This window comes from Jiulongibacter sediminis (genome assembly GCF_001306455.1).
GTDB classification, from domain to species: domain Bacteria; phylum Bacteroidota; class Bacteroidia; order Cytophagales; family Spirosomataceae; genus Jiulongibacter; species Jiulongibacter sediminis.
In genome coordinates, this window is the sequence record NZ_LGTQ01000006.1 from 816138 (window position 1) to 831248 (window position 15111).

The window sequence follows — 15111 nt, forward strand, 5'->3', positions numbered from 1 at the left end:
AGGGTTTGTCTTATTTCAGGCCGTTAATATACGATGCAATTTTTAAAGCAGCATCCTTAGGCACATGTGGCATTGGTGCCATTGGAGTAGCGTAGTCAGGCCAGTTTTGTGGCTGAGGATTGTAAATAAGATCCACAATCTTCTGATTACTATACTTTCTTTTGGCAACGTCTTTGAAGGCCGGGCCTACCACTTTTTTACCTTCGGCATGGCAGGCCGTACAGGTATATTTTTGAAGAAGGGGTTTGATTTCATCAAAATCAGGGGCGGCATTGGCCTGTGCCGTGACTGATTTGCCCTTTCCATCTGGTGACACCAGTTCCTTGGTTTTTGCTGAGGCGGAAGCCGGTTTTGCTTTGCCTGATGAAAAAGTCTTGAGTTCACTAATACTCAATTTTTCTCCCTCAGGAATATTATTCAGTGTATAATAAACGGTTGGATGAACCAATGAATAAAAAGTACCGGCAGCTCTGATACCCTCAAGGTTTAATTCGTGAATAAAGTATTCTCTAAGGTTGTCAATAACAATACGAACCGTTTTGCCGTCCGGAGAAACTTTTACGCCTTTTACAGGCAAGTCTTCTCTAAGTACCGGCGGAGAGCCATACACAGGATGATGCTTGTAAATAAAGCTTGAGGCGGAATAAGAGGCTAAGTCTTCTGCTGATTTTTTGTCAACGGGCTGCGTAAACTGAATTTCAAAACCATCTGGTTTGGCTTTGACTGTCAGCATCTCAAAAGGCATTTTGCCGTTCCAAACTAATCTTTGAAGACCTTGATTGGCATCTCCGGCAGAGCCCCAGCCGCGGTTAGTTTCACCAACAAACAATGAGCCGTCTTTGGCCCAGTCCAACCTCATGACACCGGATTGAAAACCACTTCTGAAATCCCAGGCTGCTCCCTGATATTCGCCGTTAATTTTTTCAAGAAAAACTCTCATGATTTTTGACTGACCCTGATCACCAATAAAGATCTGACCTGTAAATGGTCCAAAAGAGCCCTGCGTTTGATCTTTAATCAATTCCGAGTTTGAGATTCCCAAAATACCATGAGGAAGCCAAACCGCTGGCGGTTGTACCGAGGCGTATTTTTCTTTGAGTTCATATACCATTTGAGGAGTTTCCTCAATCACATTCTCTGGTTTGATATAAGCTCCGGCTTCATTCCTTACTTTACGATTATCACGTTCAGCAAAGAACTTTTCTTCTGTCATTTTAACAGGAGAATTTTCATTTACCCATTTTAAACTTGCCGGGTGATGCATAAAGGCCCCTTTTTTAACATGCCAAAGGCCGCCTGAACCCACCCAGTCGCCCTGGTTATCGGTATAAAAGAGTTCATTGTCAATCATACCGAGCCCGGCCGGAGAACGGACCCCAGCAGCCCAGTCTTCGCGGTGACCGTCCGGGAAAACTTTGAAAATGGTACCTCGTGTAGGCACGCGGGCTTCTCCACGCCACCACTCTTCATCACCAAAAGCCACATTGCCACTCACAAAGAAGCTGCCATCCGGTGCGAATTTTGGTCCGAAAGAGTATTCATGATAATGACCTGAGACCGGCCAGGCATGAACGGTCTCGTAAAGGTCGGCTTTGCCGTCGCCGTTTGTGTCCGTCAATTTGGTTAACTCCCCACGCTGAGCACAGTAGAGTGAGCCATCACGGTACTCCAAGCCTAAAACTTCATGAAGACCAGACGCAAACTTTCTGAAATAAGGCTGACGGCTGGTTGGGTTTTCCATAATATACACATCGCCTCGGCGGGTTGAAATACCTAATAAGCCATTAGGCAAAGTACACAGACCACCAACTTCCAGTAAAACTCCCTCAGGTACAGGAGGCGTTACAATGCGGTAAAAGTCTTCTTCCTTTGGTGATTCCTGAGCCCAGACGCTGGCTGAAATCAGTAAACAGATTATATAGTTAATTAGCTTCTTCATAATTAAAACAGGATGTTATACGTAAGTTTTCCTTTAGCGATTACGATCAATTCACTTTTACCATCAGATGATCGCTGGGTGATGCCTTCAGCATCTGGGATTTCCACAAACCATGATTTGTCATTGATGGCATAAAGCCCTTCTTCAATTTTTTCTATGCTGTATCCTTCAGCCAGACGGGCAGCAAAAGGTGCATTGCTATCGACAGAGATTGATCTTTTTAATTTCTGTTTTTCCGCTACCTCTATGCGGTCAGACACCTTGTTACCATAAATCTGGTATCGGAAAGTCGGAATATTTTCATCGTCCAAACTATAACCTAGCGGGCGGTATCCGGAGCCCGCAGTGTCTGACGGCCAAATAGCAGGCAGCTTATCGGAGATTGTCAAATCATCATTGAAAGGCGTTATGGCACCTAGCGGTCTGGAGCTGCCATCTCCACGGCTATCCCACATGGGAGTAGCATTGAGAAACTGACCTCTCCATGCCTGTAGAAGTGCACCTTTGTCCAAATCATAGGTAAAATGAATACCAGCAGGTGTGCTTACAGAAATGGCATGAGTGACTCTTTTTCGTTCTCCATCTTCTGTAAAATCCATAAAACTACGGAGGTTGTCATAGTCATCTTTGAGAATCAGGATAGGGTCTGCCGGCTTATTACCCAACATCGATGAGGGAGAATTGAGAGCTTTCTCTCTAAAACCCGGTCCAGAGACAAAGAGGCCCAGGGCAGGCCTCATCCAGCCGTCGTATTTGGCATTATAAAACTCTAGAGTATGTTTTCCTGCCTTGAGTTCAATACTCGCTGATCGTCCGTCATTGGCACCGGTGTATCGGTTTTCAATAACCATTTCACCATCAATTTTCAATGAATTATTGGAGGAGGAGTATTGGGTAAAAGTGTATTTGCCATCGTTTGGAGCAATAAAGTCGCCTGAAATGGTATATACATATTCATTGGGTTGCTTGAGAAATTCCCATGTCAATTCATTGAGTTCACCTTTATCCTGAACGGGCAAATCTTTAGGATTAGCTTCGGGATTATAGGGGTCATAATTAACCTCATATGAAAGGTTTTGTAATTCTGCCGCAGGCTGATCAAAAGAGGTTAAAACAATATTTCGGAAAGCCAATGATCCGTGGTCACCCTGAAAACGCAAGGGTCCCTGAGCTACCTCTTTTTCTGTCAGTGCTCCTCGTGTTACTCCTGAAAGCTCAACATTTTCGTGAAGCAATTGTCCATTAAGCGTTACCGACAAAATTTTGGCATTTTCGGTTTTTTGACCCTTTTCATCAAAACGCGGAGCTTGAAAAGAGATTTTCATATGTTGCCAGAGACCGGGAGCCTTACACGCGTTTACCCGGGGTGCTGAGCCCTCATAACCTTTCATGCCATCAGGCTGTGATTCATCCCATCTTTCATAAATACCACCGCAGTCTCCATATTTCGCTGTTTTTTTACCCCAGCTGTCCAGCAATTGAATCTCATAATTGCCTTGTAAATAAACTCCGCTATTTGAGCCTTTGGCCATCATGAAATCAAATTCAATATCAGCATCACCATGAGTGAAATCAGAAACCAGTTCGTAGTCTCCGCCATAAGTGCCATGCTCGTGGATGTTGACCAAAACACCTGTGCCCGGGGTGGATTTAAGGTCATTGTCAACGAAAGGATTGGCAGAAGCCTCTCCGACGATACTCCAATTCCCGGCGGGGTTTTTAAAATGGTTCAGGTTCTCAGCTAAAATCTGAGTTTGTGCCAGTGTTGCCACGGGCAAAAAAGCCAACAACAGGCTTTTGAGGTTAAGATTCATTATTCGTCTATTTTATAGGAAGGTCAAAGGTATTCCGCACCCATTAATAAAACTTTAATTTACGCTTAATGAGCGTAATGAACTGGGCTTTCTTCTATAGTAAGTTAATCAATTATTTGATAGTGAGTCCTTTACTGAAGCTTGTAGTTGACGTAAGTTATACACTCCTTAATAACCTGACTCTCAAATTCGGTTTCATCGTATTGATTTTTCAGCCGTTTGAAGAAGCTTTGAAAAGTTGGTTTTACGCTCGTTTCCATTTTAATACGATAGTAGTCGAGTTCTTCTTGTTTATATGTATCAGGTCTGCCGTTGGTGTAGGCTATGTAGTATTGATTGCGTTCGCAAAGGGCACCCATATAACAAATTTGAGCTCCAAGCTCGGGCTCGGGATTTGCGGCTAGTGCCTTTTCAAAACAAGCCTTGGCATAGTCGTTTGTAAAATAATCTTCATCAGTTGGGTCGCCGTATTCTATTTCCATTGCACCCCACATCCGATCAGAAAAAAGCCAGCCCTCGCCCCAATAACTCATATTATAAGCGGCAAGCCCCAGATTATACCAGGCCCAGGCATCATCCGGGTTTTCAGTGGTTTCTTGCTGATAAGTGGCAACTTTTTTAAAATATTCCAATGGCTGAAGCGGGTCTTCTTCCAAATCGCGACTTCCGACATATTGTCTCGGATATGCTGAAAAATATTGAGAGAAGGCCTCCTGATTAAATATTGAAGGGTCACAGGCTTGAAATTGAGCGAGAGCTTCAGGGTATTTCTGTTCACGCACCAGTTTTCTTCCCAGAGCCAGACGTAAGTCATCCATTTTCAGATTTGCCAACTCTATGAGCTTTTGATCTTCAGACGTTTCTGCCTTCTCTGTGATAAATTCTAGCAAATTAGAAAGGGTTTCAGCGTTTTGCTGGTACAGTAGACCAGTTTTGTGGTATCCGGTTTGGTATTGATATTCGTAGTCAGAACCGCCGGAAATTTTAGCTAAAAATGCCTTGACTTTAGCCCTTGGAAAGGGGGCTTCTTTCTTACTGCAAGAGCTTAAAAAGCCACCGGAATCATTCTTCTGATCTTCAGCTTCCAGATATTTTTGGGCCAATTGTTCTGTTACGAAAGCCAATCGGTTATTATCTCTGAAATTCTCAACCGTTTGAAGTTTCTCAATTTGGATAAGAAGTTCACCTTCTTTTTCAAGACCATCTGTTTTGAGAGAAATAACAGTTTCAAGGAACAGGAGTTGACTTTGTAAGTCAATAGTCGGGTTTTGCTGTAAAGCTTCTTTGACTTGCTTTTCGGCGGTGTCAAATTGCCCGGCAATGAAGTTTAAATAGGCGGCGGAAGCCAGCCAAAAAGACCTTTGCTGCAGTTTATCATTTTTCAACAGCGTTTGATTGAAACTCAAAAGCTCTTCAAAATAGCTTTCTGCCTCCTTGTTTCTTTGAGCGACTTTTGCGGAGTCAATCTTATAATTGTCATCGTAAACATCAAGTTGATAGGCATACATTCCGGCATTTTGCTTGGCATAAAACCCAACTTCATTTTTGTTGATTTCCCGACTCATAATGAGGGGAAGCATCGTATGATTAAGGTCTAAACTCGCTATTTCTTTCATTAGCGGAAGGCCATCCTGAAAAGGTTGAATGGCTTGCAGCGTTAAAACGGCCGCTTTTTCTTGGTCATTTTTGGCCAGATTAAGAGCGGCGTCAAAATTTTTCAACTCCAACCTGCGAACGCTCAAATCTGCCTGATTTCGTCGGGTTGGTGACTTCTCAAAGATCTTGGCAAATTCAAGAACAGCTTTTGCAGTGTCACCCATTCCTAAATGAGCTCCCGCCACACGACTTTCAATCCAATCACTGATGAAGGTTTTAGTTTTATATTCGCCATCCAGCGTATTGTAATCGTCAATTAGCCCCACATGGTCATTTAGTTTGGCATCGATTTTCATAGCCTGAAAGGTATATCGCTCTTTTATAAAATCCTCTCTGGCAGCGAGAATGTTCATCATGACATAATCGCGGAGGTCGGCAAGTAATTGTTCATTCACCAAGGGTGCAGGCTCCCAGTAATTTCCAAACTTTTGAGTTTCCTTATCAATTTCCTGTGCAAGCAAAACATAATCGGCAGCCTCGGTTTTACCCATTGCCCGGAGCTTATTGGCCAGTTTCAGACCATTTCCAGTGTCATAAAGGCCTTTTCTGAATTCATCTTTGCTAATTTTTTGATCGGCATACTGATACCATGATTCCAGATTTAGGCTATCTGACAGCTGCTGGCTATTTGGGCCCTCGCCATAGAAGTTAAGGTAATTATGAGTGAAAAAGTATTCGTCAGTTGCTGCTGGGCGTTCAGCTACGGCCGGATCAAAAAGTGTAAAAAACTCTTCGAAATCCAGAGGACCCGGGCCACAGGCAAAAGAGAAAAGGATGAACCAGGAGAGAAGTCGTTTTGGACGAAGGTGTTTCATGAAATGACTGTGATACTCATCAAATTTAGGCATTCTTACTGAAGCAGACGGCGAAATTCTTTTTTACTGAACTGACTCACGGCGTTTTGGTCAAGGTGGTAAAAAATGAGGTCAGTGTTTTGGTTTTGAATCCGACTTTTTACGGCCTTATTGACTAGTTTTAACTGCTCATAGTCCACAGATTCAAAACGAAAAATATCTCCTTTTCTGAAAGATTTGTTGAGAAATTCCCCGTTTTCCAGACAAACATAATTTCGACTTGTCTCTATTTTCTTCAGTCTTAAGGCCTTTGAAACGTCTTCATAGCTTTGACTCTTCATGAAAGTGAAGAGCTTATTATTTCGGTAAACCAACGTTTGTTGATAAATGGGCAAGGCGATATCAATTGGCAAAGGGTATTCAGGAATTCTGTAAATGTATTGATCAATGATTTTAGGGTCAAAAAGCGAGTTTGGCGTCAAAGGATTTGTCCAGTCGCCCACATTATAAAGCATTAGAGAAACTCTACTTGCAGGGGGAATACCCGTTTGCTCCATGAATTTGACCTGATGTAATCGTAATGTGGAGGTTAGCTCCGTGGCATTGTCCAATTGCTCTTCAATCTTCCTTAATAGCCTGAAATAGGCCTTTTGAGTACTTTTTGACCAATCGCAATCGAGCTGAATACTGTTGAATGAGATTTCATTTTCATCGGCAATCGACCGGATTTTTGTGAGCGTTCGAGTTGCAAGAGTGTCTATTTCTGTTTCGCTTAAACCCTGAAAAGTACGATTAGTAATATAAACGACGGGTATAACCTCAGCCAGAGGCAAGGTCCGAAACCTAATCACACTTTTGGGAGAGGCGGGTTCAGTACCTTTACGATCAATGTCAAAGAAGCGAATGTACTGTTTACAAATTTGAAGGTCATCCAGTTTTTTGAGGTCTTTTGCCTCCGGGTTATAGATCGATTTCCAATGGTATATGGCTCCGGTGACGTTTTTTGTGACCTGATCTTTTTGCCCGCAGGAGAAAATGAAAAACAGTAAAAGAAAAGCGAACAATCTGGAGATCATGGATTCAAAGTAAAAGCTTTTTCTCAAATTTGCGAGACTACAAATTGAAAAGACGGGGAAACCCTTTGACCTGAAGTTTTCAGGCTTCCAGTTTACATGAACACTTACTTCAAACTTCTTTCCTACGCCGGCCGGTTACGCAATTTTGTCATTCCATTTCTGTTCACTTCGGCTATTTCGGCTTTGGCGGGTGTTCTGAATCTGGTTTTGATTAAACCTATGCTTGATATTCTCTTTGGGCAGGTGGCTGAGGAAACATTACAAGCCATGCTTGTTCGTCCCGACGGAATCAACCCTATCGATTGGTTTAACTTCTATTTCGCTTCCTACTTTGTAGAAGGAGGCAAGTTTGCTGCTTTGCAGTTCGTTTGTGCCTTTTTGGTAATCGGTATTTTTCTGACCAATTTGTTTCGTTACCTGAGCAACAGGTTATTAGAAGGTTTTAAGGTCAATATGGTGGCAAATTTGCGACAGGCCATTTTTGATAAGTCGCTCAGTCTTCATCTTGGTTTTTTCAATAACGAACGCAAAGGAAACCTGATTTCCAGAATTACCACCGATGTTCAGGAGGTGGAAAATAGCATTGGAAATACCTTTTCGGCAGGTATCAAAGAACTTCTTCTCCTGGTTGGCTATTTGGTCGCTCTCTTCTATCTATCAGTCAAATTGACACTCTTTTCACTTATCGTGATTCCGATTACCGGTGGTTTTCTGGGTTTTATCGTTAAAAGGCTCAGACAAGATGCCGGAGAAGGTCAAAATCGGCTGGCCAACCTCATTTCGGTGATGGATGAGGCCTATGGCGGAATGCGGGTCGTGAAGGCGTTTGTGGCTGAGAAGTTTGTAGGCGATCGCTTCAAAGCGGAAAACCAAGGATATAAAAGATCAATCTTTTCCTACGCCGTTCGACGTGAGCTAGCAAATCCAGTTTCGGAAGTTATCGGTGTAACTATGGTGGCTTCCTTGCTTCTGTTTGGTGGTAGCCTTGTTTTAAGAGAAGAGGGCGGTATGGACGCCTCCACTTTTCTCGCCTATATCGCTTTGTTCTCTCAGGTGGTAAGGCCGGCCAAAGAAATCGCACAGGCTTTTTCTACTTCGCAACGTGGAATTGCCGCCGGCGAACGTATTTTGAGTTTACTCGGTCAAAAGGCAGCTATTTCAGAAAATAAAGACTCAATCGACCTCAATGATTTCTCAAAAGAGATCAACTTCAAAAATGTCAATTTTGAGTATGAAACCGGAACTCCTGTTTTAAAAGATATCAATTTTCAACTTTCAAAAGGCAAGACCATAGCTTTGGTAGGCCCATCCGGTGGTGGGAAATCAACCTTAGCCGATTTAGTGCCTCGCTTTTTTGACCCTACATCGGGTATCATTGAAATCGACGGGAATAACCTTAAAAATGTTTCTCAAGAATCGCTTCGTAAACTAATGGGGATTGTGACTCAGGAGGCAATTCTTTTCAATGATACCATTGCTCATAATATCACCTTTGGGATTGAAGCCACACAAGAAGAAATAGAACATGCGGCCCGAATTGCGAATGCTCATGAGTTCATAAAAGAACAGCCGAACGGTTATGAAACAATAATCGGTGACCGTGGAACAAAGCTCTCAGGCGGACAAAGACAGCGAATCTCCATTGCCCGGGCTATTCTTCAAAATCCACCGATTTTAATCCTTGACGAAGCTACCTCAGCACTCGATACCGAATCTGAGAAACTGGTTCAAGATGCTCTAACTCAGCTGATGGAAAATAGAACTACCCTTGTCATCGCCCATCGCCTAAGCACCATCCAGGCTGCCAATGAAATTCTGGTTATCCAAAACGGACAAATCATTGAAAGAGGCACGCACTCCACACTTCTGGAGAATGAGAGAGGGGTTTACAGGAAGCTTGTGGAATTGCAGGAGGTTTAAAAACCTTCAGAGCCCATAAAGTATCTTGAAATGATCACCTTTTTATATCCTGATCACATTTACAGGCTGCTCTTTAAAGCCTTTAATGCTGTAGCTCAGGCCCAGCATGAAGTATCTGCCGAGGACGTTGGTTTGGTTTACTTCATTAAAATTCAGGCTACTTGTTCGGTTAATGTCCTGATTTTTGTTCAGCAAGTCAAAGGCCGTGGCAGTTAATCTGAATTTGCGGGTTTTGTCTAAAAAGAAGGAGGCTGATGCCTGCCAAAGGGGCACTTTGTAAGTGCTTTCTGAAAAGGATTGACTCAAAAATTGATAGTCAAAATTGGTTTTCAAAGTGAATCGTTCGCCCAGAGAGAGACCACCTTCTGCGTAAATAGTTTGCTCTTTATAGAATTGGTTTAGTTCGGTATTCGCCGAGAAACGGCTATCACTTCTGTAAAACTGAAAACCAGCCAGAAGGTCCACAATTTCTTTCTTACGATTCTCAATGCTCAAATTGAGACCTTTCCCGAATACGTTAGTCTGGTTTACCAGATTGTTGACAGGGCTTTTCCCTTGCGAGTAGTTACCTCTAAGCGTTATTTTATATTTGATTTTCAGGGGTTTAAGCGGGCTGCTAAATTCTGTTCGGGCATTAAGGCTACTTTCAGATGGTGTATTAACCGGGCTCATGGTTCGTACCAGTTGGTCATTGATACTAATAGCATTATTGATTTTTTGAAACGTATGCCTGGCTCTCAGGTTGATATAAAACATCCTGAAATTAAAAGCATCATACCGCATGAAAGAACTATAGAAACTATGCTCGTATTCTGGCCTTAGATTCGGGTTTCCCACATAAATATTTAATGGATTTGCATTATTAACAGCAGGCTGAAGCTGCAGTAAAGAAGGTTCCCGCATGTCTGTAAAATAACGCAGAATGAGGTTGCCATTATTCTCTGACCTATGTTCCAGAACTCCGCTGGGTAGTAAGGCCTGAAAGGTATTCCTGAAGTCACTATTTTCTGCATTTATCTTTCCTTTTTGCAACGCACTTTCATAGTTCATGGCGAGTGTAAGTCGGGTCTTTTTATTATTTTGACTGTACTTCAGTCCACCCGTCTTGCTTATATAATCTCTTCTAAACCAGTTTGATAGGTCAGAGTTGCTGATCAGTTGATTATTGATAATATCATAGTAGTCATTTTGGCTGTCGTTGTTTTCATCTGTTATTGCGGCCGAGAATTCTATAAACTTTTTGCTGGCAATGGGTTCCACAAAGGCGGTTCGTACGGAGTAGCTATTTCCGCGATTTGTCATTTGTTGGTTCTGAAGTAAAACCTGAACAATCGGCGGCATTTCAAAAAGTGTGTTTTTACTATCAATGCCTGCTTCAGAAGTATTATCGTTCAGTCTAAGATTGCTGTCAAAAACCAGGGATCGGCCACTTTTTGAGAATTTTCGCATATAGGTCAAATATGGATTAATGCTGTATCGGCTGGCTTTGATTTCATTTTCTCCCCGACTTTCATTGATCAGTCGTTCCTCTGAATATCGGCTGCTATTTGAGAATGTATTGGTCAGGCGGTTGTTACCTACAGCTCCGTTTAACCTGAAAATGAGTTGGTGGAATGGGTTGAATTTAGTTTTGAGTCTGACGTTGAAATTGACGCCCCCGGTGCCTGAAAGCTGCTCTGCTTCTGACGAGGTTAGATAACTTCCATTCTTCAGAAAATTCTCTCTGGAACTATTACTTATCAGGTTAGTTTCAAAAGAGTTATAAAAGGCACTGGCATCTATTGTAGTTTTTTTTCCTATGGAATTGGAAGTGTTCATTCCCCCTGCCCAAGTCTTTTGTATCCCTTGATTTTGATCCATTCCTACAGGTAGGTTGCCATCGTTAAGATTGAGATTCAAACCACCCGACATGACTGCTCCCAGTCCACCCATAAACTGGAAATACTCATCCATTGAGAATCCTTGCTCATTGATGTTGTTCGCTAAACCAATGAATGATAGCCTATTATTCGGTGAAAAACGATTAATATTGGCTCTGCCTTTGAACCTTTCACCGGAGCCACTGGCCAGCTCTGCCGTACCAAAATACCCGGCTTTTTTGCCCTCTTTCAGTTTTAGATTAATGGTGCGTTCATCCAGACCATCTGCAATACCGGTAAACTCAGCCATGTCAGACTTCTTGTCAAAAACCTGTACCTCGTCCACGGCATCTGCATCCAGATTTTTAGTCGCAATACGGGTATCTGTGCCAAAAAACTCCTTGCCGTCCACCAGCACCCTGTCCACGTCTTCGCCAAAAGCTTTCACCGAACCGTCTCGCTGAACTTCGAGGCCTGGAAGCTTTTTGAGAAGGTCTTCCACCACATCGCCTTCTTTTGTTTTAAAAGCTTTGGTATTGTAGTTTACTGTATCTCCGTCAACAATCATTGGGCTCAGTTCGCCTTTAACTACAAGATCTTCCAAAGCGATGCTTCGCTCTTTTAGGATAATAGTGCCTAAATCTATACCTCGACCGGTGTATTTAACCAAGGTATATTCGTTTTCATAGCCCAGAAATGAAGCCTGTAGAATAAAGCTTCCGTTACCGGGAGGATTTAGCATAAACTGCCCTTCACTATCCGTTGTGGCAAAGGAGGTCAAGGTGGAATCTCTCTCTGTCAAAAGTACCACAGATGCAGAAAGAAGTGGCTTTTCGGACTGATCTTTCACAGTTCCTGTGATCTGCTGAGACCAGCCCGAAAAGGAAATAAATAAAAAGAGTAATAGCTTTTTCAATGGTTTTCGATTTGTGTTTTTGGACTTAATCGCGTTCCTCAATAATCATCATCACGTTACCGCCGGCCCCGCGTTTGGCTCCCATCTCTTTCATTTTTTCGTCCCTGATTTTCTCAAATTCGTTTCGGTTCACCTTTTTACCTTCAGATGGCTTTTCAAATGCGAAACCAGCAGGCAAGTCTTCCATCTTTGTGGCAGTAAGCATCCGCTGTCCGTTATCTACTTCTATCGCCAGTACCATTCCCGGTAGCCCGGAGTAGCCATTTGGCCCTACACTAATTGGAATCTGAGGGGTAAACCAGGCGATTACCTGCTGGGTAGTATCGATGAGGGTTGCTTTCTGACAATCAAAGCCTAGCACCTTTTTTTGTTTGGCATCCAATTTCCATTTTCGGGTGTTCAGTTTGTCAACGATGAGAAATTCTTTGCCCATGAATTCCTGATATTGAAGCAGTTGATTGTTTTTCAAATTGGTGTAGACATTGGTTTCCGGCACTCCAAAAATCATCTCAAAGTCATTTCCGTCTTCTTCATGCCTTATTTCTAAATCTTCATTTTTTCCTTGCTCATTCCTGAAAAGACTTTCGTTTTCGTTATAGTAGAGTACCTTGAACATATCCCGTGAAGTTGGCATGAGCTGCCTGAATGCCTCATTATCAGGTCCATCAGGTAGCTGTAATTTCATGGTTTCGGTATAATAGATCGCACCGGTTTTTTGTGCAAAAAGAGCAGAGCTGCAGAGCAGCAAAATCAATAATTTTTTCATTGTCTGTAATTGTTAAATTGGTTTCAGGTATGTCAAAACCCTCGATGCAAAAGTATTTTTGACACATTACAGATCAGGTTAATGAACCTTGATATAAGGTTAATTAAGGTTAAAGCCCTGCAATCTTGCCGGAGAGAACGTGTACTTTTGACCTGAAGTCAACATGAAAAAGAATAAATCAACTTCCTGGTTTTTAGGGCAATGGCCCGCCCTTCTCAGTCTGCTTTTACTGGGCACGTTTTTGGGCTATTATCTCTATGCAAGCTTCCAGACTGAGAAAAAGCGTGTGGAACGTGAAATGAGCTACATATTTTCGGACGCCGTTAGGCAGGTGGAAGATGGCTTAATTAAGCATTTGGTTTTTCTTTCTGATGGGAAGGACAAATCTAGTCTTCAGACAGTCAACCTAAGGGGACCTGTCGGTTCAGCTCCTGGTAGAGTAAAAATAAGAGAAGAGATTATCGGTGACAGTCTGCCCAGACATATCGAAATGGAGGTTAACGATTTCAAATATGTGGATATACGACGTGATACTATTTCGAAGGATGAGCACCAGCTGTTTGTAAAGAAAAAGGTGGGAGACGAGGTAGAGGAAATAAATTTTACCACGTCTGCCAAAGAAATTACAGGAATGCTCTCCTGGTGGGAGGGAATGTCATCTGATTCTTCGGGTAGGATAACAAATTCAGGAGATTCTACCTTTAGTCTGGAGAAATACAGGCCTCTTATTGTGTCAAAAATGAAAGAAGAGCTTTCAAAAGATAGTCTAAAACTCACCTTTCAATTATTAACCGATTCCCTAAGCTCCAATTCAAATCATATCATTGCGTCGTATAGGGATATAGGTTCAGGAGAACGAATGGAGCTGGAAATGGCAGGGAATTTCTGGCAAATCTGCAAGAACATTCTGCCACAGATTTTGACCACTCTGGCCCTGTTTTGTTTTGTTGGTTTGTCTTATTTTTTGATGAATCGTCAATACCGTAAAAGTCGTGAGCTACTGGTATTTCAAAATGACTTCATCAGTAATATGACCCATGAACTTAAAACACCAATGGCCACGATGAATGTAGCTCTGGAGGCTCTGCAAAACTTTGGGATAGAGAAAGAGGAGCAGCGAAGCGAATATCTTCAAATAGCCAGAACGGAAGCTCAAAAACTTGGAGGACTGGTAGATAAAGCCCTTTCGGTATCAAAAATGAGTGGTCAAAACATTAATGAAGAAACGGAGCAAATTGAGCTCAAAAGTTGGTTGACCGAAATTCTCAACCCAATAAAGTTATTGGCGAAAGAGTCTAATTCAGTAATTCTTCTGGAAGCAGAATCTGAGGTTAAAATTAAAACTCAGCCAGAGGTTTTGAAAAGTATTTTGGTCAACCTCATTGACAATGCATTAAAATACTGTGATGCTGCAAACCCTGAGGTCAAAATTGATTTCGATAAGTCCTCAAAAGAGGTTGAAATCACTGTTTCAGATAATGGTAGTCCTATTCCGGTAAACCAGCGGGAATTGATTTTTCAAAAATTCTATCGCATTCCTTCAGCGGGTGAAACGTACAGGGTCAAGGGACATGGGCTTGGACTTTATTTGGTGAAAGAACTCTCAAAACAGCTCGGTGGCAAAGTCAGGCTAAAAGTCACTGATTCATCGAACAACTTTATCGTCTCACTGCCTTATGCTTAAAGTATTGTATCTGGAAGATGAACCATCACTGGCCAAAATAGTGGTCGAAACGCTTCAGAGCAGAGGGATGGAAATTTTACATCTCAAAACGGGCGAAAGGGCTCTTGAAACAGTTCAGGTTTTTCACCCTGACGTTTGCGTTTTCGATGTCATGTTACCGGGAAAGGATGGTTTTGAAACCGGCGTACAGTTCAGAGGGGCAGGTGTAGAGACTCCAATTCTTTTTCTAACCGCCAAAAGTCTGACGGAAGACGTACTAAAAGGCTTTAAATCAGGCGGAAACGATTATCTCAAAAAACCATTTAGCCTTGAGGAACTCATAGTGCGTATAGAAAACCTGCACCATCTTCATTCCAGAGAAGAGGAAGCATTTAAAAGGCCTCCCGAAATCAAACTGGGGGATTTCACCTTTGACCCCAAGAAACAGATAATTCAAGGCCCTGAAAAGGTACAAAGCCTGTCTTTCAGAGAAACACAGCTTCTGCTCATGCTGGCTTCAAAAAAGGGAGAAATAGTCTCAAGAAAAGACATTTTAGACACCATCTGGGGAGATGATCATTTCTTTAATTCACGAAATCTCGATGTTTATATCACCCGGCTTAGAGGGTACTTCAAGTCTTCAGATTCAGTTCAGATTATTACACTGAAAGGTGTAGGGTATAGGTTATGTACTGATTGAAATTTGAA

General features: G+C 42.3%; 9 protein-coding genes. 3 read left to right on the forward strand and 6 right to left on the reverse strand.

From position 1 onward, the window contains the following. Window positions 1-10 precede the first annotated feature (10 nt). The 4 genes from AFM12_RS09455 to AFM12_RS09470 all read right to left on the reverse strand — a co-directional run bounded on the left by AFM12_RS09455 (window position 11) and on the right by AFM12_RS09470 (window position 7279). Entirely contained in the window at window positions 11-1939 is a 1929-nt protein-coding gene (locus tag AFM12_RS09455) for a hypothetical protein (RefSeq protein WP_055147129.1), read from the reverse strand. A 2-nt stretch (window positions 1940-1941) separates the two neighbouring features. Beyond that, on the reverse strand, window positions 1942-3753 hold the full coding sequence (locus AFM12_RS09460) for a 3-keto-alpha-glucoside-1,2-lyase-like domain-containing protein (RefSeq protein ID WP_082391262.1): 1812 nt from the start codon (window positions 3751-3753) through the stop codon (window positions 1942-1944). A 131-nt stretch (window positions 3754-3884) separates the two neighbouring features. Beyond that, window positions 3885-6224, reverse strand: coding sequence for a hypothetical protein (locus AFM12_RS09465; protein WP_131458278.1), 2340 nt, complete (start codon window positions 6222-6224; stop codon window positions 3885-3887). A gap of 35 nt (window positions 6225-6259) precedes the next feature. Next, complete coding sequence (locus AFM12_RS09470) at window positions 6260-7279, reverse strand: hypothetical protein (protein WP_055147135.1); 1020 nt, start codon at window positions 7277-7279, stop codon at window positions 6260-6262. Window positions 7280-7375: 96 nt separating this feature from the next. On the opposite strand from AFM12_RS09470, the gene AFM12_RS09475 reads away from it, so the two are divergent. After that, the gene (locus tag AFM12_RS09475; RefSeq protein WP_055147138.1) at window positions 7376-9199 is read left to right on the forward strand and encodes an ABC transporter ATP-binding protein; all 1824 of its coding nucleotides are present in this window, start codon (window positions 7376-7378) and stop codon (window positions 9197-9199) included. A 42-nt stretch (window positions 9200-9241) separates the two neighbouring features. On the opposite strand, the gene AFM12_RS09480 is transcribed toward AFM12_RS09475, so the two are convergent. Both AFM12_RS09480 and AFM12_RS09485 read right to left on the reverse strand, forming a co-directional pair. Further along, window positions 9242-11974 carry an outer membrane beta-barrel protein gene (locus AFM12_RS09480; protein WP_165492339.1) on the reverse strand — a complete coding sequence of 911 codons (2733 nt, stop codon included), beginning with the start codon at window positions 11972-11974 and terminating at the stop codon, window positions 9242-9244. A 25-nt stretch (window positions 11975-11999) separates the two neighbouring features. Further along, window positions 12000-12740, reverse strand: coding sequence for a GLPGLI family protein (locus AFM12_RS09485; protein ID WP_055147144.1), 741 nt, complete (start codon window positions 12738-12740; stop codon window positions 12000-12002). A gap of 163 nt (window positions 12741-12903) precedes the next feature. Here AFM12_RS09485 and AFM12_RS09490 point away from each other — a divergent pair, with 163 nt between their 5' ends. Continuing rightward, complete coding sequence (locus AFM12_RS09490; protein ID WP_055147147.1) at window positions 12904-14424, forward strand: sensor histidine kinase; 1521 nt, start codon at window positions 12904-12906, stop codon at window positions 14422-14424. Next, complete coding sequence (locus AFM12_RS09495) at window positions 14417-15103, forward strand: response regulator transcription factor (RefSeq protein ID WP_055147150.1); 687 nt, start codon at window positions 14417-14419, stop codon at window positions 15101-15103. The genes AFM12_RS09490 and AFM12_RS09495 overlap by 8 nt, the downstream gene beginning before the upstream one ends. The last annotated feature ends 8 nt before the right edge of the window (window positions 15104-15111 follow it).

Bases quoted from the DNA above. Each gene is read 5' to 3' on its own strand.
- AFM12_RS09475 (WP_055147138.1), top strand. From the start codon at position 7,376: ATGAACACTTACTTCAAACTTCTTTCCTACGCCGGCCGGTTACGCAAT.
- AFM12_RS09460 (WP_082391262.1), bottom strand. From the start codon at position 3,753: ATGAATCTTAACCTCAAAAGCCTGTTGTTGGCTTTTTTGCCCGTGGCA.
- AFM12_RS09485 (WP_055147144.1), bottom strand. From the start codon at position 12,740: ATGAAAAAATTATTGATTTTGCTGCTCTGCAGCTCTGCTCTTTTTGCA.
- AFM12_RS09465 (WP_131458278.1), bottom strand. From the start codon at position 6,224: ATGAAACACCTTCGTCCAAAACGACTTCTCTCCTGGTTCATCCTTTTC.
- AFM12_RS09495 (WP_055147150.1), top strand. From the start codon at position 14,417: ATGCTTAAAGTATTGTATCTGGAAGATGAACCATCACTGGCCAAAATA.
- AFM12_RS09470 (WP_055147135.1), bottom strand. From the start codon at position 7,279: ATGATCTCCAGATTGTTCGCTTTTCTTTTACTGTTTTTCATTTTCTCC.
- AFM12_RS09455 (WP_055147129.1), bottom strand. From the start codon at position 1,939: ATGAAGAAGCTAATTAACTATATAATCTGTTTACTGATTTCAGCCAGC.
- AFM12_RS09490 (WP_055147147.1), top strand. From the start codon at position 12,904: ATGAAAAAGAATAAATCAACTTCCTGGTTTTTAGGGCAATGGCCCGCC.